This is a genomic window from Pseudomonas sp. PS01298 (genome assembly GCF_029959745.1).
Classification (GTDB): domain Bacteria; phylum Pseudomonadota; class Gammaproteobacteria; order Pseudomonadales; family Pseudomonadaceae; genus Aquipseudomonas; species Aquipseudomonas aylmerensis.
The window spans coordinates 12,985-34,963 of record NZ_JASCPP010000005.1 but is presented as its reverse complement, the minus strand read 5'-3'; the positions used below and the strand labels follow the sequence as shown (position 1 = coordinate 34,963).

At 58.0% G+C, this 21,979-nt stretch carries 17 protein-coding genes, 1 tRNA gene and 1 pseudogene; 5 read left to right on the top strand and 14 right to left on the bottom strand.

All coding sequences use genetic code 11. From position 1 onward, the window contains the following. Positions 1-76: 76 nt before the first annotated feature. Positions 77-1,015 carry an alpha/beta hydrolase gene (locus tag QMX97_RS03730; protein ID WP_120448726.1) on the top strand — a complete coding sequence of 313 codons (939 nt, stop codon included), beginning with the start codon at positions 77-79 and terminating at the stop codon, positions 1,013-1,015. A 423-nt stretch (positions 1,016-1,438) separates the two neighbouring features. Continuing rightward, positions 1,439-1,690, top strand: a complete 252-nt coding sequence (locus QMX97_RS03725) for a hypothetical protein (RefSeq protein WP_282396063.1) — start codon at positions 1,439-1,441, stop codon at positions 1,688-1,690. Between the two features lie 801 nt (positions 1,691-2,491). On the opposite strand, the gene QMX97_RS03720 is transcribed toward QMX97_RS03725, so the two are convergent. The 9 genes and pseudogenes from QMX97_RS03720 to QMX97_RS03680 form a co-directional block, all read right to left on the bottom strand. Then, positions 2,492-4,009 (bottom strand): hypothetical protein, encoded by a 1,518-nt coding sequence (locus QMX97_RS03720; protein ID WP_282396062.1) that lies wholly within the window; start codon positions 4,007-4,009, stop codon positions 2,492-2,494. A gap of 482 nt (positions 4,010-4,491) precedes the next feature. Beyond that, positions 4,492-5,040 (bottom strand): hypothetical protein, encoded by a 549-nt coding sequence (locus tag QMX97_RS03715; protein ID WP_282396061.1) that lies wholly within the window; start codon positions 5,038-5,040, stop codon positions 4,492-4,494. 86 nt (positions 5,041-5,126) lie between these two features. Next, positions 5,127-5,404 (bottom strand): annotated as a pseudogene (locus QMX97_RS03710) (hemolysin secretion protein D); the annotation flags it as partial. Between the two features lie 36 nt (positions 5,405-5,440). Continuing rightward, positions 5,441-5,917: a hypothetical protein gene (locus QMX97_RS03705; protein WP_282396060.1), complete on the bottom strand. Its 477-nt coding sequence runs from the start codon at positions 5,915-5,917 to the stop codon at positions 5,441-5,443. Positions 5,918-6,406: 489 nt separating this feature from the next. Next, entirely contained in the window at positions 6,407-8,806 is a 2,400-nt protein-coding gene (locus tag QMX97_RS03700; RefSeq protein WP_282396053.1) for a TonB-dependent receptor, read from the bottom strand. A gap of 91 nt (positions 8,807-8,897) precedes the next feature. Then, positions 8,898-9,737, bottom strand: coding sequence for a FecR domain-containing protein (locus tag QMX97_RS03695; RefSeq protein ID WP_003210519.1), 840 nt, complete (start codon positions 9,735-9,737; stop codon positions 8,898-8,900). Next, on the bottom strand, positions 9,734-10,258 hold the full coding sequence (locus tag QMX97_RS03690) for an RNA polymerase sigma factor (RefSeq protein ID WP_023658735.1): 525 nt from the start codon (positions 10,256-10,258) through the stop codon (positions 9,734-9,736). Before QMX97_RS03690 ends, QMX97_RS03695 begins: the two co-directional genes overlap by 4 nt. 369 nt (positions 10,259-10,627) lie before the next feature. Next, a tRNA-Cys gene (locus tag QMX97_RS03685) sits at positions 10,628-10,701 on the bottom strand. A 212-nt stretch (positions 10,702-10,913) separates the two neighbouring features. After that, positions 10,914-13,202: an acylase gene (locus QMX97_RS03680; RefSeq protein ID WP_282396048.1), complete on the bottom strand. Its 2,289-nt coding sequence runs from the start codon at positions 13,200-13,202 to the stop codon at positions 10,914-10,916. Positions 13,203-13,438: 236 nt separating this feature from the next. On the opposite strand from QMX97_RS03680, the gene QMX97_RS03675 reads away from it, so the two are divergent. Beyond that, positions 13,439-13,819, top strand: coding sequence for a fe2+ zn2+ uptake regulation protein (locus tag QMX97_RS03675; protein ID WP_065908163.1), 381 nt, complete (start codon positions 13,439-13,441; stop codon positions 13,817-13,819). A 15-nt stretch (positions 13,820-13,834) separates the two neighbouring features. Here QMX97_RS03675 and QMX97_RS03670 read toward each other — a convergent pair whose 3' ends face one another. After that, positions 13,835-14,023, bottom strand: coding sequence for a hypothetical protein (locus QMX97_RS03670; RefSeq protein ID WP_016978057.1), 189 nt, complete (start codon positions 14,021-14,023; stop codon positions 13,835-13,837). Between the two features lie 172 nt (positions 14,024-14,195). On the opposite strand from QMX97_RS03670, the gene QMX97_RS03665 reads away from it, so the two are divergent. Together QMX97_RS03665 and QMX97_RS03660 are read left to right on the top strand one after the other, a co-directional pair. Next, entirely contained in the window at positions 14,196-14,330 is a 135-nt protein-coding gene (locus QMX97_RS03665) for a hypothetical protein (RefSeq protein ID WP_256595088.1), read from the top strand. A 172-nt stretch (positions 14,331-14,502) separates the two neighbouring features. Continuing rightward, positions 14,503-18,087, top strand: coding sequence for a membrane-targeted effector domain-containing toxin (locus QMX97_RS03660; RefSeq protein ID WP_282396044.1), 3,585 nt, complete (start codon positions 14,503-14,505; stop codon positions 18,085-18,087). A gap of 62 nt (positions 18,088-18,149) precedes the next feature. Here the strand turns inward: QMX97_RS03660 and QMX97_RS03655 are convergent, their stop codons facing one another. The 4 genes from QMX97_RS03655 to QMX97_RS03640 are packed head-to-tail and all read right to left on the bottom strand — an operon-like array spanning position 18,150 to position 21,955. Further along, on the bottom strand, positions 18,150-18,911 hold the full coding sequence (locus QMX97_RS03655; protein WP_282396043.1) for an ABC transporter permease: 762 nt from the start codon (positions 18,909-18,911) through the stop codon (positions 18,150-18,152). Continuing rightward, a complete protein-coding gene (locus QMX97_RS03650; RefSeq protein WP_282396042.1) occupies positions 18,908-20,107 on the bottom strand; it encodes an ABC transporter substrate-binding protein in 1,200 nt (399 codons plus the stop codon). Before QMX97_RS03650 ends, QMX97_RS03655 begins: the two co-directional genes overlap by 4 nt. Further along, positions 20,094-20,897 (bottom strand): ABC transporter ATP-binding protein, encoded by an 804-nt coding sequence (locus QMX97_RS03645; protein WP_201144768.1) that lies wholly within the window; start codon positions 20,895-20,897, stop codon positions 20,094-20,096. Before QMX97_RS03645 ends, QMX97_RS03650 begins: the two co-directional genes overlap by 14 nt. Continuing rightward, positions 20,894-21,955: an acyl-CoA dehydrogenase family protein gene (locus QMX97_RS03640; RefSeq protein WP_106803717.1), complete on the bottom strand. Its 1,062-nt coding sequence runs from the start codon at positions 21,953-21,955 to the stop codon at positions 20,894-20,896. The genes QMX97_RS03645 and QMX97_RS03640 overlap by 4 nt, the downstream gene beginning before the upstream one ends. Positions 21,956-21,979 lie beyond the last annotated feature (24 nt).

The following is a 21,979-nucleotide window of genomic DNA, read 5'->3' as shown; positions in this document are numbered from 1 at the left end:
ATATCGAAGTAGGCGGAGCGTCGCGTGCTGTTGCAGCGCAGTTGGCGTGAATAGTAATGACTGGAAGGTAACGATCATGGCAACCCTCACCAACAACGTCCTTGAGCGCATCACTGTACGAATTCCGACCACGTCAGGCGACGAGATCGAAGCGTGGGTCTACCTACCCGCAGGGACTGGCCCCCGCCCCGTCGTGGTGATGGCCCACGGCATCGGCGCGATCAAGGCATGTGGACTGGCCCCGTTCGCGGAGCGTTTTCGCGAGGAAGGATTCGTCGCCATCGCCTTCGACTACCGCAACTTCGGTGGCTCCGATGGGCAACCACGGGAAGTACTCTCCGTCCCGCGCCAGCGCGAGGATTATGCAACGGTTATCGGCTGGGCTGCAGGACAGCCCTACATCGATCCTCGCAAGGTAATTATCTGGGGCACATCGTTTGCCGGTATGCATGTCGTCGAACTGGCTGCTTCGGACACTCGCCTGGCAGGAGCAATCACACAGGCGCCACTCACGGACGGCTTGGCCGCAGCAATCATGGCCCCGCCAAAACTTGGCGTTCGACTGTTCGGGTTGGCGCTGCTCGATGTTCTCGGCGCCCTGGTGGGCCGCCAGCCGATCTACATTCCCGGTCATGGCAACCCCGGGGAACTGTCCATCGGTGCCACACCTGACGGTTTGTTCGGGGAAAAGCTCATGACGCCGAAGGATGGGACGCCATGGCATAACCGGGTGGCCGCGCGTTCATTGCTGAGTTTCTCGTGGCGCCGCCCCGTGCGCCGCGCCGTGTCGGTGCGCGTTCCCTTCCTGCTCGTCGTCCCGGAGTCAGACTCGATCGCGCCAGTGCCTGCTGCGCTAAAGGTTGCACGCAAGGCTCCACGGGCTGAATTGTTCCGCAGCACTGGTGGTCACTATGACGTTTACGAAGGCGGGGCAGGTTTCGCCGACGTGTTACGCGCGCAGGTCGAGTTTCTCCATCGACACTTCGGGACAGCAGCCGAAAAAAAACATGTTTGAAGCACGTTCCGGGCAGGCATTCGGTGCTGTCGAAAGCGAACCCGTTGAACTTATGCTGCTGGCCGAAAGCAGCAGATCGCGACTGACCGCTGTCGGCCAAAAGCGGACGTTAGCTAGCGACCGGTTGAATCTACAGCCATAAGCGGACAGTTATGATGTATCACAAGAAGCAATGATGATGGAAAAGGTTTGTGGGAGTTCGAATCGCTTCTTCATCGCCACATTCAGTAAGCGCAAACTACTGCTTTCCTAGAGAAGGTTTGGGGTTTGTGGTTTTTGGCGTCTGAAAAAAGGCCATATGGTTCTGAGATGGGACTAGCGCGCTATTGGGGTGCGGAAAACAAAGCGTCGAGATTGATTGGTTGAGCATGATCCGGCTGCAGTGGACTAGTCTCTGCAGACGCCTCGATCAAGGACGAATCCATGCCAAGTAATTCAGACTCCAACATCGCCACGGCAGACGCTCTGCTTCTGCACAACCAGCATGCCCTGGGTGCAGCAATAGAAGAGGTCACTAGGTGGCTTTCAGAAAATGGAAAGCAACTGAATCTGATCGCCAGCGCTGCCAGCCTGAAATCCTTGCAGCGTCACCTGCCCGGAAGCTTGGCTAAGCAGCACATTATCGACGCTGGCATTGAGCACGAAGCGTTGTGCGCCGTTACCCGCCAGAATTAGATTGTAGCCTTTGTCGACAGTTACCGTCCCGCCAGACAGCCCGGTGTAGGCTTTGGCATAACCCGCCGATTGCGCGAACGCCCCAAGAGACGTCTCGATACCGACTTTGAGGTCCCTCGACAATTGCAATAAGGCAGCGTAAGCGGTGAAGGTATCCGCAGCGAAACCCGCATCATCGGGGGAGAAGAAAGTATTATTCCCGGGTAAATGGCCGATTGAATTCTTATTCACCGGAACCAGGCTGTTCACCTGGCCGCGCAAGGCTTCCAACCTGCCGGTGTAAGCAGCCCACGCCTCTGAGGTGGTCAAATACGAGGCCGCTGCGGCGCCCCATGAAATAGCGGCAGACTGCGCCTTGGCTTGGTCGATCGAACGCGCCTCAGCACTCGGCATTGCGTTGCCAATTTGCGCCGCAGTTTGCGCCTGGTCCAGCGCTATCGCCCCCGCATCAACGGCCTGCAGAGTGGTGCGAACAGAGCCGTAGTACGTCGAGCCCTGCTGTAGCAATGCCATCACTTCCTTACCGGCAGTGCTCCCTTGTTCGGCACCACTTTCACCTTCATAGAAGGTGATGAGCGTTCGATCACGCACCCCGAGCAAAGGGTTGGGAAACCCCTGGCTGCTGCGATAACGCTGCTTGACTGACCAGGCCTGCAACGCAGCCGTATAACCTGCAAAGTCAGGCGCCGTCGTTGCCAGAGCCGCGTCAGCCCCGCGCGCCTGGCCTGCGGCCATCGCCGCATAACCTTTGGAAGCATAATCGGCAAATATCAGGGTGCCTGGGTTGATGGGGGCGGCCCCTTAAGCGGCCTCGGTTTTCTCGGCCAACCCAATATCGGCAATATCTCTTCGTGTGCCATTGGTGAACGTAAAACCGGCGGTGGAATCGATTAACCCCCCTCCCACCTGACGGCCGTCATGCGTCGATATCAGGTCAATGGATGCGATACCCAGAGACGTCAATGTTTTCAATTCGTCAGGTGTAGAAATGCCATTCTGATCCGCATCCACCCAAACTTTAACGGCGTCAAAATAACTGCCCCCGGTCGAGGGGTTGATCAACGCGGTATCCCGAGAGAAAACCGTACTCCCAGAAGCGGCGAGGGTCGCCAGCGCGGAAAAGCCATTTTGCCCTGCAGGTGCCTTGCTTCCAGGTACCGAGAAGGACTCCCCAAACCACTCGGTTGCATTATCGATAGCGCCATTGCCATTGGTATCAAACACCAGGATGCCGTTGTCCGCCCCCACCCAACCCACCGCGCTCTTTACCCCATCAGCGTTATGATCGAACACGGCGTTGCTTTGTGACGGTGGCAGCATTTTTATGCCGTTGCCCGCCAAGTCCAACACCAGCGGCAGGTGGTATCGGCCAGATCCAGACACCTCCAATGGTAGGATGGTGACGACCCCAACGTTGTAAGTCCCCCAGCCTTGCTGAGCAATATTGAGTACTTGCTGGATTGCCGCCTGTAAGCCGTTCGACAATCTCAGTGCAAAAGGAATACTGGCGCCCAATGCAGTGGGTGACCAGCGATCAGAATAGGGTTCCTGGGCCAGGCGATGCTGCAAAGCCTTCAAGGACAGGGCATTTTCTGCAGCAGCGAATGCCCCCTCGGCAGGTGCAGCCAATAGGGCTCCTATTTGTGCCTGCTGAGATGCCAGGGTCTGGGACAAGACCAACACGCCAGCTTGGGTAGACGTCTGGCTGATGAACGCGGCCAGATCCTGCGCAGGTCCGGTGAACGTTTGACCGTTCTGCTTCCAGGTGGTGTTTACAGGCAGTCCATCGAAACCGTAGGTCTGCTCCACCGCCAATCCACCATCGGCGTTTCTCCATGCGACGGCTACCCCTTGAGCCGTCAAACGATAGGTAGCCGACAAGTCGCCATAGCTGTGTGATACAGAAACGTTTTGCTTTCCAACGGTAATAGTCGAATCTTTCGGGACCTCAATTAAGGAAATTCCGGCGACGCTGATTTGAACGCTATCTTTCTTGTAGAGCAATGTCGCTTCACCAACAGCACTGGATGCAAGCGGCACGGTCAGTTTCAAGTTTCCGTCAGCATTAACACCTATATCGCGTATGGCCGCTGCTGTATCGGGTTGGAGAGGGGTTCCAACAGGTGCAAGGCCCAGGAAAGGCATGAGTATAAGCTTTTGCCAATCGACTGTTTTAGCAACGATAACAACCACTTCACCCGTCTCTTCTATCCCGTGATAGAGAGAGCGAGCAAGCCCACCTGCGTTTTGTAAAAGAGCAATACCATAGTTGTGAACAAGCTCGGCATTCGTCTCGCCGGTCACCTGAACAAAGTCCATAGCCCAAACCACCTAAAGCAACAGGAAGGATGTCACCCAAGGTCCCGGCCCAGTTCCACTTTTCCAATCCCAGTCCATTGACCGCTGAGCTTACATCCTGATCAATAATTTGACCAATACTTGAAATAGCTCCTGTAAGTAATACCGAACCCACAACAGGAGCCGCCAACTGATCGGATGCCTTCTGAAATTCAGCATCAGTCAAATTCCGCCCAGTAAGATCGACGGCGACATACATTGAACCGCGCACCATCTCATTTGAAAAAGAACCATCATTACTATTGATCGACTTTGCAGCCTTGAGCCAATTAGAGGCGATGATTAGATCCCTTTTCGTGGCTTCATCAGACGCTAAAAGGAGCTTCTCATTGACAATATTTCTCATATATTCATAGGCGGCAGGATAGTTCTTGGCATCCTGAAACCCCTGCAACACAGCCTTTTGATTCGAATCAAACTCAACAAAGTTCATACTTAGCCCCTCAGCGAACCAGTTTCTGACTTAAAAAATCCGTGATAGTCGCATCTAAATATTCAAAATCCTGGTGGCTTGTCGAATATTGATAAAAAACAAATACGTCTCCCGCCACAAGCCTTTTAGCCAAATAGGTATTTCCCATATTCGTCACAAAGACAACTTCACCGTCCTTGCCAAGAAAACGATACATTTCGACAGATCCAACATCATAAATATCGATAGTGCCCAAGCGCCTATCTGGCTCCCGCGTTCCGACGATTCCATTTTGGTCGTATCTTTCAGAATCAATATGGCTCATCCGCAAGATAACCACAGAGTCATCCACCACTCTGGCACCTATCAATTTCATCTCCGGATATTGAACTGCAAGCGTCACAACACTGCCGTCACGGGTCTCCACGAGCCGGCACTCTTCTTTTGAAAAATCAAACTTAAAAGACGGCCCACCACCCAGCCCCTTATTTTCAAAAGAACATGGCACTGTGGCGCTCCCTATAAGTGGAATAGTTATAAGAAGTATCGCAGTGAGAAGTATTTTCAGTTTTAGCTGCACAGAACACTCCAGCGAAAAGTGAGGACCTTGAAGCTAAGACGGTTCGAGCCGCGCCAGACCGAACACCATCAATGAAAATGGTCCGCCTAACGCTCTTTCAAATTCTCCTGAACATGCTGCTGCAAAGGGCTCAGGAAGTAATCCAGCACCCGACGCTGATCCGTCTTGACCTTCGCCGTCACCGACATACCCGGCGACAGCGCAACGCGTTCTCCCTTGATATTCAAATGATCTTCTTTCAGTCGAATACGACTGCTGTAGACGGGCCCACGTTTTTCATCGTCTATCACATCGTTAGACACCCCGATCACCTCCCCTTCGACGGTGCCGTAAGAGTGAAGGTGAAGGTTTCCACCTTGGTGGATTAGAATAAATCTCAACAGGATTCATACTCAGTCCCTCAGCGAACTAGTTTCTGACTTAAAAAATCCGTGATAGTCGCATCTAAATATTCAAAATCCTGGTGGCTTGTCGAATATTGATAAAAAACAAATACGTCTCCCGCCACAAGCCTTTTAGCCAAATAGGTATTTCCCATATTCGTCACAAAGACAACTTCACCGTCCTTGCCAAGAAAACGATACATTTCGACAGATCCAACATCATAAATATCGATAGTGCCCAAGCGCCTATCTGGCTCCCGCGTTCCGACGATTCCATTTTGGTCGTATCTTTCAGAATCAATATGGCTCATCCGCAAGACAACCACAGAGTCATCCACCACTCTGGCACCTATCAATTTCACCTCCGGATATTGAACTGCAAGCGTCACAACACTGCCGTCACGGGTCTCCACGAGCCGGCACTCTTCTTTTGAAAAATCAAACTTAAAAGACGGCCCACCACCCAGCCCCTTATTTTCAAAAGTACATGGCACTGTGGCGCTCCCAATAAGTGGAATCGTCGTAAGAAGTATCGCCGTGAGGAGTATTTTCAGTTTTAGCTACACAGAGCACGCCATCAAAAGTGAGGACCTTGAACCTAAGACAGCTCTTCAACGTGCTCCCATTCCAAATACCACTCGTATGTTTCGTTGTCAGCCTTGAATTCATGTTTAACAGTCCTGCCAAGTCTCACTAGCTTTCGAGCCATGTGAGAAGAATGTGTCTTAGTCATTCTCGGCGCTTTCATAAATGTCATCGTGTGTATGATTGCTGGAGATTTTAACGCAGGAACTGCCTGATGAAATGCTTCATTCAAGGCGAATATCGCGTCAAAGCGGACAAGATCCTGAAATGTTGGTTGTTCGATAATGCGTGTTGGAAAGTCAGCTTACTGATCGTGCCATAGGCCAGTGGAGCGTAGTCGTCTACTCTCCCTGGCCACCATCGACGGGTGTTCTGGCAGTTGAATGGCGCAGGCGTCTTCAGAACTGGTACTTGAGCCCCACCATCACGTTGCGCGGATCACCGCTGTAGTAGCTGTTGTAGAGGCCGTAGCCTGTGTAGTACTCGCGATCAAAGATGTTATTGAAGTTAAGCGAGGCACTCAGGTGCTTATCGATGTCATAACGTGCCAACAAACCGACCACGGCAAAACTACCCTCCTTGGCCTCCGATTCCAGTGACTCGTTGACGAAGTATGTCTTGCCCTGCCAGATAACGTTGCCGCCAACGGTCAGGTCCTTGAGCGCACCGTTGAGCTTGTAGGTGCTTGCCAGCTTGAACTGGCGCTCAGGGCGCTGGGAGTCGATACGGTTGTGCTGCTCATCACGCGGCTGGGAATAGGTGAACCCGGTCAGTACCTGCCAGCCCGGCAATACTTCGCCGGAGGCCTGCAACTCAAAGCCCTTGGTGGTATTGGTCACACCCTCGTAAGCATCACGACCGTCGTCGGTGCTGCCTACGTACTGCGCAAAGTTGTCCTGCTTGGTCTTGAACACCGCGATGCTGGTGTTCAATGCACCGCCGTAGAACTCGGACTTGAGGCCAGCCTCGTAGTTCTTGCCGGCCATGGGTTCCAAGACTTTGCCGCTGATATCGATGTTGCTTTGCGGTTCAAAAATGTCGGTATAGCTGACATAGACCGAATGCTGCTCAGTCAGGTCATAGACCACGCCAGCGTAGGGGATGACCTTGCCGGTTTTCTTGGCATCATCATGGTCAGGGTTGGCCGGGTCAGAGTTATAACCCAGCTCGCCTTCGCGCTTGTAGTTGACGACGCGGCTACCTAGGATAACGGACAGATCGTCCGTAGGTTTGAGGCGCACCGCGCCAAAAGCGCCGACTTCCTTGATGTGATAATCCTGGGAGCTCCAGGTTACGAAGGACGTAGGGCGAGGCGCATTATTGCCCCAGTTGTCAAAGTCCACGCTCGGGCGCGCAGAGGTTGCATCGGCATTTTGCGAGAAGTAATCCGAGCGGCGGTCGCTGACATTAAGCCCCAGGATCAAGTCGTGGGTGCGACCGAGCAAGGAGAACGGCCCGGTGGAATAAGCATCCACCGAATCGGTGTTGATGACATAGGTCTTGTGGCTACGGAACAACTGGGCTTGACGGGTCGTTTGGTCTGGGTAAGGGCCCCAACCGATCAGGTTGCCTTGCAGTTGCTCGGTGTCGCCTTTCCAGTGGCTGGCTTCGACACGCAGCATCCAGTCATTGTCGAAATGATGCTCGACACCGCCAAAGTACTTGGTGCTTTCACTGTCGGCATAGGCCCATCTGGCCGCCGGGTTTTTCGAGCGGGAAAAATCGGTACGCGTGCCATCGGCGTAAAACAACGGCAACTGGCCAAAGCTGGAACCGTTGGAGTTGATCTTTTGATAGTCGATACCGCCATACACCATGGTGTTGTCGCTGATGTCGGCTTCACCGATGGCGTAGAACACGTTTTTCTTCGACGAGTAGTAATCGATGAAGGAGTTGGAGTCGTCGTACGCCGCGACGACCCGACCCAGCACTGCGCCGTTTTGCGTGAGGGGCCCGGACAGGTCCATCTCAGTGCGATAGCGATCCCAGCTACCGCCACTGCCAGACACGTACCCCTGGAATTCCGTGGTAGGACGCTTGCGCACTAAGTTGACCACGCCCGCCGGGCTGCCGACGCCGCTCATCAATCCAGTGGCGCCGCGTACGACCTCCACCCGGTCATAGATGGCCATGTCCCGCACACCCAGGCCGTTGGTGTTAGTGGTGAAATCTGAAGTAGGCACGCCGTCGTACTGGAAGCTATTCAGCGCGAAACCACGGGAATAGAAGTTGAAGCGCTCGCTGTCGTCATGCATCACCGACACACCGGGGGTTTGCCCCAATACTTCAGAGATTGTGCCCAAGCCCTGATCAGTCATTTGTTGGCGGGTGATCACCGTCACTGATTGTGGTGTTTGGCGCAGGGTAAGCGGCAACTTGGTTGCCGTACTCGTCGCGCCCGTAGTGTAGGACCCGGAGTTCTCCGTCGTCACACCCAGCGCGTGCCCCTGAATCGTGGTTGCGCCTAAGTTGAGCGCGTCATCGCTGGCGGATGGGGCGATCAAATAACTGCCGTCGTCGACCTTCTGCACCTGCAGGCCGCTTTGGCCGATCAGGCTTTGCAGGGCCTGCTCCACGGTCATCTGGCTGTGCAGCGCCGGGGCTTGCCGGCCCTCGGCGATATCCGTGGCGAACAGCACATGGCTGCCGGTTTGTTGCGCCAGCGCATTGAGGGACTTATCCAGCGCTTGCGCGGGAATATCCAAGCGGTAGGTGGCGGATTGCGCATTGGCGGCCCCCGCCAGTAACAGGCTGGAAGCCAGTAATGCCAGACGTTGCACTCGCGTGTTCTTACCCATTGTGATCCCCAGTGATGAAAGTGCTCTCTATGGGCAATGGCGTATGACGCTGTAGGAATCTTGATGTCGTGTTGAAAATAATTCTTGTCTGTTAGCGAGTCTTGTTAAGAATCACGCGGCCATCGGCGGTACGTATCAGGCTCACCGGTAGAATCCGCGGCAGCATTTCGATCAGTGTCTCGACGCTTTTGCTGTCGAACTCCCCCGACAGGCGCAGTTCACCGGTGGCTGTGTTGGCCACTTTAATACGCTGCTCGCGGTACTGCTGAAGGTCGCGCACGACCTCACTCAGTGGCGTACCGTCGAAGCGCAACTTACCCTGCTGCCAGGCCGTCAGCGCCTCGCGGCTTGCCGGTGCCACCGTGCCGACCCCTTCAGCGGTGGCACGCACCTGCTCGCCCGCCTTCAGCAGGCGTGGCGCGGTGTGGTCATTGTTGACCTCGACACTGCCCTCGATCACACCCACATCCACCCCACGCTCATCGCTGCGTAGATTGAATATTGTGCCTATGTCCCGCACTCGTACGCCCTGGCTACGCACAATAAACGGCGAATCGCCATGTACCACGGTGAACATCGCTTCGCCGTTCAGCAATTCCAATTGACGGCTGCGCAGGCGTTTTTCGATACGCAGATGAGCGCCGGAATTGAGCATCGCCAAGCTACCATCCTGCAAACGAACTTCCTGACGTTGGCCGATGGCGACCTGCACATCCTCCGTCTGCCAGGCCGGATCCAACTGCCACAAGCCACCTGCCAGCGCCAGGACCAACAATCCGGCACCCAGGGATTTCTGTTTGCTGCGGCGGCTTTTGGTGAAGGCTTTACCTTCGGCCAGCAAGGTTTCCTTGGACGGCACGCGCTCACGCAAAGCGTCCGCGAACGGCTGCAGCAGATCGTTTTTGGGGTCACGGGAAGGCGAGGAATTCATGGGTTTTTCCGAAGGGCTCGGCGCGCCGGCTCCCAATGCTGACCGATGGTCTTCATGGCCCGCCCGAAATGCTGGGTCACCATGTTCACCGAAATTCCCAGCTCCTCTGCGATCTCCCGTTGCGACATGTCATGGATGCGATGCAGCAGGAATACCTGCCGCTGACGCACGGGCAACGCCTGGATGATGTCTAGCAACGCCGCCAGCTGCTGCTCGAAATCCAGCGCCTGGGCGCCGTCCCAATCGTCGACGCTCAGGTACTCGGGCACATGGCCATTTAAATGAGCCTGCCGCGTACGCTCGGCACGAATACGGTCGATGGCGCGGTTGAACGCCGTTTTACGCAGGAATGCCAAAGGCGTGGCGATGGGGTCGCGGGGTGGTTTCTCCAGCATCTGCACGCACACTTCATGCATCAAGTCGCGTGCGAAGTCTCGGCCGTGGAAGCGACGCTTGATGTAGTCAACTAGGTCGTCGTAATGGAGAGCCAGGGCGGCCATCAGGGGGTGATGTGTGGGCATTCCGAGAACTGGCGTTTATGAGAATAGATCTCATCATAAAGGGTTGAGGGGGAGATAGCGAGGGGGAGTTCAAGGCTACTGCTGACGTGCCGATAAATTTCAGATTTAACGTAGACGCGCACACTTCAATTTTGGCGAAGCGTTTTTACACACTCTGGGCCGAAAGCTGTCGCTCCTAAGAACCTAATCTGAATGCAGCTATGGCTAGGGAGCGAAGGCAGCTCATAACAAAAACGGTGAAAGTTCTCTGTCAGCTCGATGCTAAAAACAGGCTACTTGTGGAAGCGATCCAAAAAATTGCGGAAGTGATTGCCCAAATCCCAGGCAATAAAAAACCCCGTAGACGTTAATCTACGGGGTTTCTAAGAGTGGAGGCCGAGGTCGGAATCGAACCGGCGTAGGCGGATTTGCAATCCGCTGCATAACCATTTTGCTACTCGGCCTCAAACGATCAATGCCCTTACCACTGACATTCACCGCATAAAAACTTGAGTGGGCTATAAAACCCTGCCTCTACTCTAACTTATTGAATACATTGAAGTTTTTAATGCTTCGTTGCGTTCGATGGGCGCCATTATGTACTCATTTGCTTTTGCCTGCAACCCCTTGATTTCAAAAATATTTCGCATGGGGATCAAGGGGTTGCGTGCCTGCCCTACTCCTGTACGCGCCGTTCCTGATACGCCGGGTCGGCCTTGATCTGGGCGTCGGTGAAGGGCAGCGTGCGCAGTTTTTGCTGTGAGAACAACTGTGTCTGGTCTTTGGAATGCGCGGACGCGGGGTTGCTCGACAGAGAGAATGCCAGCACGCCCTGTGCATGGGGGCCCTGGTCGTCGAAGGTGACGATTTGCAGGTAGCTGCTGCCGCTGACCACTTCGCGCTTGCCGTCGGCGCGAGGCACGGTTTGCATGGCGTTGTAGATCCCCAATTCCTGCGGACCGCCATGCACCGGGGTCTGGCCGGACACCTGGATATCGCCCCATCGGCTGTCGGCACCCAGGCCGAGTTTGGCGACCGCTGCGCTGGAAGCCAGCATGGCTTCGCGCAGGGCTTGGGCAACAGGCGCGCGGTCGATGGCCAGGCCGCGTGGTGTGGTCAGCGGCTGGGTCGGGTCGAAGGGCACGCGCCAGGCGTCGGGGATTTGCTGCAGGTGTTCGACCAGATCGATGAAGTGCACCAGGCCCAGGCCGCTGTCGAGGTTGGCGTGCCGGTCCCAGGTGCTCAGGCGGCTGCACAGCGGTTGCAACGTGGTGGCGTCGGCACCGAGTTGCTTGGCGCAGAACTCGAGCAGGTCAGGCATGACCTGGCCGGCGAGGTAGACCTCATTGTCCATGACCATGTTCTGCAAGTCGGCAACGCGGATCGGTTGCTTCTCCAGGGACTGCAGCCGCTGCAGGGCAAAACGCGCACGCGGGCCAAGGCCGATGTGGTCCTGGCTGATCACCGGTGAGAAGCCGGTCAGCGGCGCCTTGGGGTTGGCCATCCAGGCCGAGTCGTTGGAGTGCTGCACGTAGTCGGTGCGCGCAAGTTGTGGCAATTGGTCGGCGGCGAAGATGCCGGCCTGGGCCGCGCGCGGGTCCACATCCCAGGCGCAGGCGCTGTGGGCGCCGTCGAGCATGATCATCTGCAGGCCGGCACGCGGGTCGCTGCACTGCGCCAATTTCGCCGCACTGACGTTGGGCACCACCGACAGGTTCATGTACAGGCTTTGGCCCTGGTCATCGGCGGCCACGGTGTTGACCCATGGAATGCCTTGCAGCGTGTGCACCGAGGTTTGCAGGGCCTTGAGGTCGCTGGCCTGGTTCATCGCGTACCACTGCTGCAGCACGCGGTCGTTGCCCAAGTTGGCATCGCGCAGGCTAAAGGCGTAGTGGTTGTCCCAATCGAGCTTGCCCGGCCATTGCACCACCGGGCCGAACTGCGAGCTGTAGACCGGATGCACCACGGGTTGAATGCTGCCGTCCGGCTGTTTGACCTGCACGGTCACCGTGGTTTTCTCCAGGGCAATGGATTTGCCGTCGAGCAGGTAGCGCGTGGCGTCGTTGGGATCCAGCGTCAGGCGATACAGCGTGAAGTGCTTGGAGGTATCCACCGTATGGGTCCACGCCACATGCTGGTTGAAACCGATATTGATCACCGGCAGGCCGGGCAATGCGGCGCCCATCACATCGAGCTGGCCGGGGATGGTCAGGTGCATTTCGTAGAAACGCATGCCACCCACCCACGGGAAATGCGGGTTGGCCAGCAACATCCCACGGCCATTGAACGAACGCTCTCGGCCGACCGCGACCGCGTTACTGCCGCGATCCAGGCTAAAGCGCTGTTGCTGGGCGTCTGCCAGTGCAAAGGCCTTGGCAGTCGGCCGCATGCTGGCGGTTGCCTGAGGCGGTGCCGCGCCTACCAGGGCTTCGGCAAACTGGCCGACACCGCCTTCAACCAACAACCTGCGTGTCAGCTTCACCAGGTCGCCAACCTCCAGCGGCCGCACCCATGCCGCCTGGCACTGCGCGGGAGCGCCCTGCTCTTTCAGGTATCGGTTGTAGCCGGCGACGTAGCCTTCCATGCGCTGGCGGATCTGCGGGCTTTGCGCGTTCCAGAACGCGGCGACGGCCTGCGGTGTGTTCAGCCAGGTGAAAAACACGTCACTGGCCAGGTTGTTGCGTTCCTCCAGGGTCGACTGCTCGGGACCGAAGAATTTGGCGCGCTGGCCATTCACCGTCACCACCTCATTGGCCAGCAGGCACAGGTTGTCCTGGGCATACGCGTAACCAATGCCCAAGCCCAGGCCGCGCTCGTCGCTGGCACGAATATGTGGCACGCCGAAACTGGTCCGCCGAATATCCGCCGACGCTTGTGTCGACTGTTCCCGCGCCGATGCGGCCAGGCTCAACCCCAGCAACAGCCCCGCCACGCACACCCTGGACAACCCGTTGGAAATAATCACGCAGACTCCACAGTCAAATTGAACACCCTCACCAGGGGTAGCTACCCCACCGTAAGGACGCAAAAAGCCGCGGACAATTTAGCGCGCGCCGAGGTTTATTTAAGGCGGCGCGACTGTGACAAAACCGATACCGACAAAATTTCTACATCCGAAACTTCATGATTTTGCTCGCTCGTACGTCTTATTAACTAAGAGCGCCATCATTTTCCTGATCAGGCTCTGATAAGGAGTTTTGCATGTACAACCCGCAAGTGCCCACGGACGGACATTCACCGGCAGCCGACGCCCATTACGGCAGCGGCGCACAGACGTTCGGCAAAGCGCCCGAACAGCAAGGCAACCAGCGTATTCGCCATTTGCTCAAGTGTTTCGGTTTGCGCACCAGCCTGATTCGGCTGAAGGTCATCGACGCCCTGCTCACCGCCGCCGACAACCAGCGCACGCTGGGCGTGCGCGGCGTGCACAGCCATTTGCTCGAACTGGGCATCCCGCTGTCGTTTCTGAGTGTGCGCGAGGTGCTCAAGCGCCTGTGCAGCGAGGGCGTGATCACCCTCAATGCAGATAAAAGCTACAGCCTCCATGAAGAGGCTGCGAAGGTACTCGAAGGTCGCGCCTGACGTTGCGTCGCAGGCTTAGAGCTTGACCTTGCGGCGCATGATGCCGTTGATCACCACCACGACCACTGCAACGGCAATGGCGATGGTCTGGAACGTCTTCTCACTGATCGCCCCGATGTTCTGCAGATAGGACAGGCCAAACATCGTCGCCAGTACCGCCAGGGCGATCAGAATCGAGTATTTCAAACGTTGCTTTTGGGTCATGACGGGTTCCTGAACCTGAAAAAATGTATCCACTTTGTATCGCCGAACATGCCAAGTACATACCCGGCAACGGGGATGGACGCGGGTCGGCAGGGTCCTATGTTACAGGCGATGAAAAGCTTTGGCTTGTCTGACGCCTGATTGATCCTGTAAGCCCCCGGAGGACTTGGACATGCTTCGTCGTATCGCACTGCTGATCCCCTTGCTGGTCATGTTGAGCATGAGCGGCTGCTTCTTTTTCCCGCACGGAGGCGGCTGGCACGACCATCGCTATTCAGAAGGCGGGCCGGGGTACTACCACCGCTGACGCCTGAGCGGTATCAGAAAATTCTCTGATTCACCGACACTCGGTCTTACACACAGCAGTCCCCTCAGGAGGAACCTCGGCGGGTGTTTTCCACACCCAAAGAGGCGCCTGAGGAACAGGGAACCTCCTAATGACAGGCGCTTTTCTTGGCAAGTCAAAAAGGTACCCACCGATGTCAATATCTGCCTATACACCTCCCCACCAGCCCAGCGCTGAAACTCTCCCGCTTCCCACTCCCGCTGCGACACCCGCATTATTCGTCAGCCCTGCACCGACACCTCAGCCTTCAGAGGACGCCGACCAGACACCTACAGGGCGCCAGCGGCGCTCACCCACCGACACCAGCCATACCGGGCTGTCACGGTCCCTGGCGGACAACCAGAACCTGCGGACCCTGGGGCAAAAGCTCAACGAGATAGCCGCCCGCCTGGGTGTGAACACCACGCCCCAGGCCATCATCTCCGCGCTGACGACCGCTCTCATGGATATTCATCCGGCCTCAACCTACGCCTCGCAAGTAGACACCGCATCGACGCTTGAAGACTTCATCACCGACTACGGGTTGAAGATGCCCAACAGCCATTTTTCCCTGACCGCGCTGGCCGACGCGGTGCTCGACCGCTCCATGGAACACCCACTGGGCAACTTTGGTGGCGCGCTGTCCTGGCCAGTGCCGTTGAGTAGCCAGGCGCAGCGCTCGCTGATGGAAAACGCGCGGCTCTATGTGACAGAGCATCCGAATCCCCCACCGATGGTGACAAGCCAGGGGCTTCTGGAGTATTTGAACAGCAACCAGCCACTGTCTGCCGAGGCCCTGAAGGACCCGGCAAAGGCACTGGAAGCACTCCTTGGCACCGCGCGTGCGCAAGGGTTGGGTCACGCCTTGCAGACTCAATTGAACGGGATTGCCACCGATACCAGCGTAAACGACTACACGTTGGCGGCGATGAATTTGTTTCTGGACCCGACATCGATTGCTGAGCCCAATAAAACCAAGGTTGCTGGCTTCGATCTGGTCCAGCAAAGGCATTGGGGCAAACCCGCTTCCACGATAGTGGACAACCTCAGCAAGCATTTGGAGACCAAACGCTACACCACATCTGGAATGGCCAAGGTCGGTGCTTACCTGCTACTGGCCAGGACAGCCCCTGAACTGCTGATCAAAGATATTCCCGCCAATGTCACCTATGGCAGCCCTGCCTGGGTCAGCCTGTCGATCGCTGCGGCCACGATAGAACACCAGGCACCTGGTAAGGTGCCCAATATGACCTTTGCCCAAGTCATGCTGGAGGCCGAGAATGCCGGCCTGCAAAACCTTGCCATGACCCAACAGGCACAGACCGCTGCGCTGCGGGTCTGGGGGGTGGTCAACGGCGTGCTTTCTGAAACAGAGGCTGACCGTTACAACACCACCGACGTTGAGAAGGTCAGGAGTGCCTTCAATCAGCAGGCACGCATGCGCGTCGACGCCAGCAGCCAGATTGAGGCCCCTATTCCCAGCCGCAAGGAAATCGCGCTGGCCAAGCTGAAAGAAAGGTTTGGCGAGAACGTACCTTTTGAAGAGAAGCTCCTGACGGTCAAGCAGACCGTGCAGCCTCACGCCCAGCCGCTCTACGACCCCAATCGCGCGCCCGCCGGCCCGCATTCGCTGCTGGATATCGCCATGAGCGGCCTGCACCAGTATGAATGGGAGTCCACCGATGATCGGATCGTTGAGGCGACACGAGGCAAGTCCCTCAATCTGGAGGTGAAAACCGAGTTCGACACTCAATTCACCGCAGCCATCGACCAGCGCAAACAAGGCCTCAAGACGGCCGTCAAACAAATGATTGCCCAGCTTCCTCTGCCTGACAGGGAACAATTCGAATACGGCAAGCTTGAGTTCTTTCAAAATCATACTTACCAGTTGGGCCTGGGCTTTACCGATCGAACCCTCGCAGAAAAAAACCAGGCGCTGCTGGTCAAAACCACGGGGGTAGACGGCGAAAAGGTCTATGAGATCGACTTTAAACGGGGTTCCATCACCGCGGTGCCGAACACCGTCCTGACTCAAGAGCGCGAGCGCGAAGCCAACCGTGTCTTTCCGATAGAGTCGTTCAAACCCTCCGATACCGTTGCCGCAGCCCTGGCTTCAGGCGGTCAAGCGAGCGAGCCACGCGCCACCCCCAACAGCTTTGCAAGCACGCGAACCCAGGCCATTGCCGATGCTTTTGTCGAACACCTGGATATTGATAACAACGATGTGGTCAAGCAGGCCAAGGGCACCACGACGTTCGACAAGCAAATGGAAACCGAGGGGAAACTGGCGGATTTTTTTCTCGACCTGATTCCCCTCAGGTCGGCGATCGTCAACTTTCAAAACGGTAACCACCTGGACGGCGCAATCGACCTGGGCATGGATATCTTCGGGTTTGTCACCGCCGGCGCGGGGAAGGTTGCCAAGGTCGGCGCTAAAGCTGCCGGCGCGGCGAGCAAGGCCTTGAAGGTCGCGAAAATCCTCGGTACCACCGTCATCAGTGAACTCAACCCGCTGGGTGGGCTCGGCGACCTGGTGGAAGGTGGCGCCAAGCTGATCGGCAAGGGTGTGGACAAGATCAAGGGCGCGACAGACTCCTTGAACCTGGCCAATGCGATGAGTCGCGAACATGGGCCCCTGACGTACGGTTCGTTCAAGTACGGAGGCCAGACCTACGAGGCCGACACCATCCTGGCGAATGGCCAACGCTATGCCTACGATCCGGTCCAGATGAGGCCTTACGGCACCCCGTTGGACGACTTCAACCCTCTGGATGCAATGATGCCGCCCTCGCCGAGGATGGAGGGCGCCATAGGACGGCCAGGTAACGCCCGTTATAACCCCATCGACCGGCAGGGCCGTCACGTCCCCACCGCGCCCAAAACCGACCACTTGCCTGACGCAGAGTACGTAACGAGCATCAACGGTGCGCGCAATGACGCCCATTTCACCCCCAGCAGAAAAGCCGCAACCCGCGAAAAGTTTGGTCGGGAAATGGACGCCTTCTACCAACGCATGGCCTCTGGCGAACTGCCAGCGCGCCCGACCATTCCCGAGATCCCCAAAAGCGTCACACCTTCACAACTGATCGAAAAATCGCTGGACGCGGCAGATGGGGTGGTCTTTGGTGACGTTCACAAAGACCTGGCGAGCTTCCAGACACTGTTCGACAACGTGGACACCTTCAAGCAAAAAGGCGTGAAGAAGCTGTATATGGAAGCCACGTTTTATGACGCACAGATGAAGCTCGTCGACGACGGCATCGGCTACCTTGGGGATGGCATAACCCCACGGTTTCCCTCTTTCAATCAACTGGTTAAAAAGTTTTCCGATGCAGGCATAGAAGTCGTGCCGCTGGACCATTGTTACTTGACCCGGCACAAGGATGAACGCGAGCTGTACAAGCAAGCGATGAAGGCCGAGGACTTTGTGCCAAGGCTAAAGGAATTCAACTACTACGCCGCGCAGACCATCCGGCAAAACTCCGCGGGCGAAAAATGGATTGCCTTGGTGGGCAACGCCCACATGAAAACCAGCCAAGGTATCCCGGGCGTGGCAGAGTTGACGGGCAGCATTGGTGTCGGGGTGTTTAAAAGGACCGATCCGGGGCCAAGCCTCGGGCTCAGGAAAACCAATCACGTGCCTGATCCAGCCCAGCGTCTGAAACCGGATGATCTGCCTGGTGACCTGCACATCTTCAAACAGGAAAAAGCGCCACCCAGGAATTCAGTGGCGGCGTAAGCGGGTCGATGAACCGACCCACGAAAGCCCGGCGAAATGCCGGGCTTTCGTTTCAGGGCCTGTCAGCCCGCATGCACCCATCGCTGATGCAGCCCGCGTGCAAGCGCGTCCAGCGCGAACCCCAACACCCCGATCAACAGCACCATCGCCATCAGTTCCGAATAAGCCAACCGATCACGCGTATCCAGGATGTAATACCCCAGCCCCGCACTGACCCCGAGCATTTCGCACGGCACCAGCACGATCCACAGGATCCCGATGGCCAGGCGCACGCCGGTCAGCACATGCCCGACCACCCCGGGGATGACCACGCGGCGCAAGGTTTCCCAGCGCGTGGCGCTCAGGCTCTGGCTCAATTGCAACCAGCGCGGATCCAACTGACGCACACCGGCTGCGGTATTGAGCATGATCGGCCACACAGCGGCAAAGGCCAGCAGGAAGTAGATCGGCGGGTCCCCTACCCCCATCAGCATCACCACGATGGGCATCCAGGACAACGGCGAGATCATCCGCAGAAACTGGAACGCGGGCGTGGTCGCCGCCTCCAGGTTGCGTGAACTGCCCACCAGCAGCCCGAGTGGCACCCCCACCAGCAAGGCCAGGAACAGCCCGACAAAAATGCGCTTGAGGCTGACGGCGATGTGCAGATACAGCTCACCCCGCCCGAGCAATTCCCACAGGCTGCTGAACGTCGCCGCCAGCGAAAAGCGCGCGGACAGGCCGTCCGCGTCGCCCAGTACCTTCACCCCCAGCCACCAGAGCACCAGCAAACCGGCCAGGCCACTCAACCCGAGCAACCAGCCCGGGACTCTGCGGTTGTTCAAACGCCAATCTCCTCGGTCCGCTCAAAGCCGTCCGGCAAGCCAAAGGTCTTCATGCCGCCCACCGCCTCGATGGCGTTGCGCACGAAGCGGTCGTCCACCAGATCCTTGGCCACGAAGGCCGGGTCGAGGTCAGCGAGGAATTTCTTGTCGCCCTCGATCAGCGTGTCTTTCAAGCGCCGCACCAGTTCCTCGGTGTAGCTGGGGAACGGATAGGGCTGGAAGTCGATGCGGTGCTCATCCCAATTGGCGTGCTGGATAGCGCCATCGGCCAGGTAGGCCGCGCGGTCGCCGGCCGCCGGGGCGAGCACCTTGCTGAGCACCGGTTCGGCATGCGGCGTGTAGCGGTTCGGGCCGTCCTTGGACAGCAGTTTCACCGCCTCCTCGCGGTTGTCGCGGGTCCAGACCTGGGCCTTGACGATAGCGTTCACCACCTTCTGCGACCATTCAGGGCGGTTGGTCAGGTCATGTTCATGCATGAACACCACGCAGCACGCATGGTTGCGCCACACGTCACCGGTAAAGCGCTGCACACGACCGACCTTGAGGTTCTCCGCCAAGGCGTTGAACGGCTCGGCGACGATGTAGCCATCGATGCGCTTGCTGGCCAGGGCCGGCGGCATGTCCGATGGCGGCAGCACGATCAGGTTGACCTCGCTCGCGGCAATCGCACTGCCGGCCGCACGGGCGACCGGGGTCAGGCCGTTGTCGCGAAACAGCTGCTGCACCACCACGTTATGGATCGAATACCAGAACGGAATCGCTACCGACTTGCCACCCAGTTGCTTCACCTCAGTAATGCCCGGTGACACGGTCAGGCCGGAACCGCCGACGTGGTTCCACGCCACCACTTTGGCCGGCACCTTGCTGCCATAGCGCGCCCACACGGTCATGGGGGACAACAGGTGGATCACGTTGACCTGGCCCGAGATAAACGCCTCGATCACCTGCGCCCAACTGCGCAGCAGCACCGGGCGTTCGGCCTTGATGCCTTCGGCTTCGAACAGGCCATTGTTGTGGGCCACCAGCAACGGCGTGGCGTCGGTGATCGGCAAGTAGCCGATGCGTACCGGCGCATCCGGCTCGCTGGCGGCGCGCGCCTGCAGGCTGCTCAACAGGGGCAACGCGCCGGCGGCGCTGAGTACGGCGGACAGTTTGAGAAAATCACGGCGCGAGTGAGTCAGGTCATCCAGGCACATGGCAGGGCTCCGGCAGGTCAAGGGGGTTGGGTTGGGGGCGGCTCGCCTGCCGTAGGGTTTTGAGAATCTCGATGCGCAGCGTGCCGATGGCTTCCACCTGTTCTTCACGCGGCTGCGGCAGGTCGATCAGCCATTCGCCCAGCGTCCGCGCCGGGCGGTTGCCCAGTAGCAGGATGCGGTCGGACAGCAACAGCGCTTCATCAATGTCATGGGTGATCAGCACCGCCGCCGCGCCTTGCTCGCGATTGACCTTGAGCAACAGGTGCTGCATGTCCGCGCGGGTAACCTCGTCAAGGGCGCCGAATGGCTCATCCAGCAGCAATACCTGCGGCTGGCGAGCCAGGCAGCGCGCCAACGCCGTGCGCTGCGCCATGCCACCGGACAACTGCGCCGGAAACTGCTGGCGCGCGTGCTCCAGGCCTACCGCTGCGATGGCGTGGTCGACGCGGTGGCGGCGCTCTTCAGGGCTGAGGTGCGGCTGGCGAGCGAAATCCAGGCCGAAGGCGACGTTCTTTTCCAGGCTCAGCCAAGGCAACAGGCTGGGGTCCTGGAACGCCACCGCGACGCGTGGATGCGGGCCGTTCAATGGTTCACCGAGCACACGTACGCTGCCGCCTTGAGGCGTTTGCAAACCGGCCAGCACACGCAACAGGCTGGACTTGCCAACACCACTGGGACCCAGGATCGACACTACTTCGCCAGGCTGCAACTGCAGGTCGAATCCCTGCAATACCGGGCCACTCGCGTACCCCAGGCAAATCCCCTGGGCCGTCAATACCGCCGGGCTCATAGGTTGGCCTGACGCTGCAACTCGGTGCGCAATTGCACCAGGCTTGGCGTGACGATCGGCACGAAAGCCGACTCACGCCAGCGTCGCGCAAACCCACTGCCATGCGCGGTGAGATAGGCCTTTCCACCGCTGGCCTGCAACTCCAGCTGCACAGCGCTGGCGGCGGTTTCGGCCAAGGCGATGCGCAGCTTGAACAACGGCACCGGCTCGGCGGCAAAGCGCCCGGCCAACAGGCCGCTCTTCAACTCGCTGACTAAATGATCGAGGGTCACGCGCAATGTCTCGAGTTCTTCACGCAACACCGTACGGCTGGCCCCCAGATGGTTGGCGACTTCGGCCAGTGAGCGCCGCGCCAGGCCGATCGACATGCCGCACTGCAGGCCAAGGAACGCCGGGCGTACCGCTGGCAGAAACTTGCGCGCATCGTCATGCAGCAACCAGTCGCGGCTCAGCTCCACGCCTTCCAGGCCCAACGCCGCGGTGTTGCTCGATTGCAGGCCGAGCAGCTCCAGGTCGCGCGAGCGCTGCAAGCCGGCCACCGAATCCGGAATCGCCAGGATAAACGGTGCGCCACCGCCGGCATGTTCAATCGCCGCAGCGGCAACAAAGCCGTTCTTGCGCAGGTTGGTCACCCAGTGCAGGCGACCGTTGAGGGTCCAGCCGTGGTCGTTGGGCTCGGCGCTGATCTGCAACGTCTCGATGCCCGACAAAAACTTCATCGCATTCGACAACCCGGTCGCCCCCGCCAGCTTGCCGCTGAGCAGGTCCGGCAGCAGTTGCTCGCGCAGCCGCGCATTTGGGCTTTGCAGCAAATACTCGATAAACGAACGCTGGCCCCAGCACACGAAAGCCGCCGCCAGCGAATGGCTGGCGACATTGGCGATGGCCTCGACGGCGCCGGCCACATCACCGCCCAGCCCGCCGAGTGCCGTGGGCACACCGATACGCAATACATTGGCTTCTGCCAGCCGTGGCAGCACTTCCTGTGGATCGCAACTGCCCACATCCAGGGCCTGCGCTTGAACATCGAGCCAACGGCTCAAGATAGGGTCAAGCATTCATGTTTCTCCTTGTTAACGCAG

Coding starts and splice junctions, on each gene's coding strand:
- QMX97_RS03730 (WP_120448726.1), top strand. CDS start 77: ATGGCAACCCTCACCAACAACGTCCTTGAGCGCATCACTGTACGAATT.
- QMX97_RS03725 (WP_282396063.1), top strand. CDS start 1,439: ATGCCAAGTAATTCAGACTCCAACATCGCCACGGCAGACGCTCTGCTT.
- QMX97_RS03720 (WP_282396062.1), bottom strand. CDS start 4,009: ATGGACTTTGTTCAGGTGACCGGCGAGACGAATGCCGAGCTTGTTCAC.
- QMX97_RS03700 (WP_282396053.1), bottom strand. CDS start 8,806: ATGGGTAAGAACACGCGAGTGCAACGTCTGGCATTACTGGCTTCCAGC.
- QMX97_RS03695 (WP_003210519.1), bottom strand. CDS start 9,737: ATGAATTCCTCGCCTTCCCGTGACCCCAAAAACGATCTGCTGCAGCCG.
- QMX97_RS03690 (WP_023658735.1), bottom strand. CDS start 10,258: ATGCCCACACATCACCCCCTGATGGCCGCCCTGGCTCTCCATTACGAC.
- QMX97_RS03675 (WP_065908163.1), top strand. CDS start 13,439: ATGTACAACCCGCAAGTGCCCACGGACGGACATTCACCGGCAGCCGAC.
- QMX97_RS03670 (WP_016978057.1), bottom strand. CDS start 14,023: ATGACCCAAAAGCAACGTTTGAAATACTCGATTCTGATCGCCCTGGCG.
- QMX97_RS03665 (WP_256595088.1), top strand. CDS start 14,196: ATGCTTCGTCGTATCGCACTGCTGATCCCCTTGCTGGTCATGTTGAGC.
- QMX97_RS03660 (WP_282396044.1), top strand. CDS start 14,503: ATGTCAATATCTGCCTATACACCTCCCCACCAGCCCAGCGCTGAAACT.
- QMX97_RS03650 (WP_282396042.1), bottom strand. CDS start 20,107: ATGTGCCTGGATGACCTGACTCACTCGCGCCGTGATTTTCTCAAACTG.
- QMX97_RS03645 (WP_201144768.1), bottom strand. CDS start 20,897: ATGAGCCCGGCGGTATTGACGGCCCAGGGGATTTGCCTGGGGTACGCG.
- QMX97_RS03640 (WP_106803717.1), bottom strand. CDS start 21,955: ATGCTTGACCCTATCTTGAGCCGTTGGCTCGATGTTCAAGCGCAGGCC.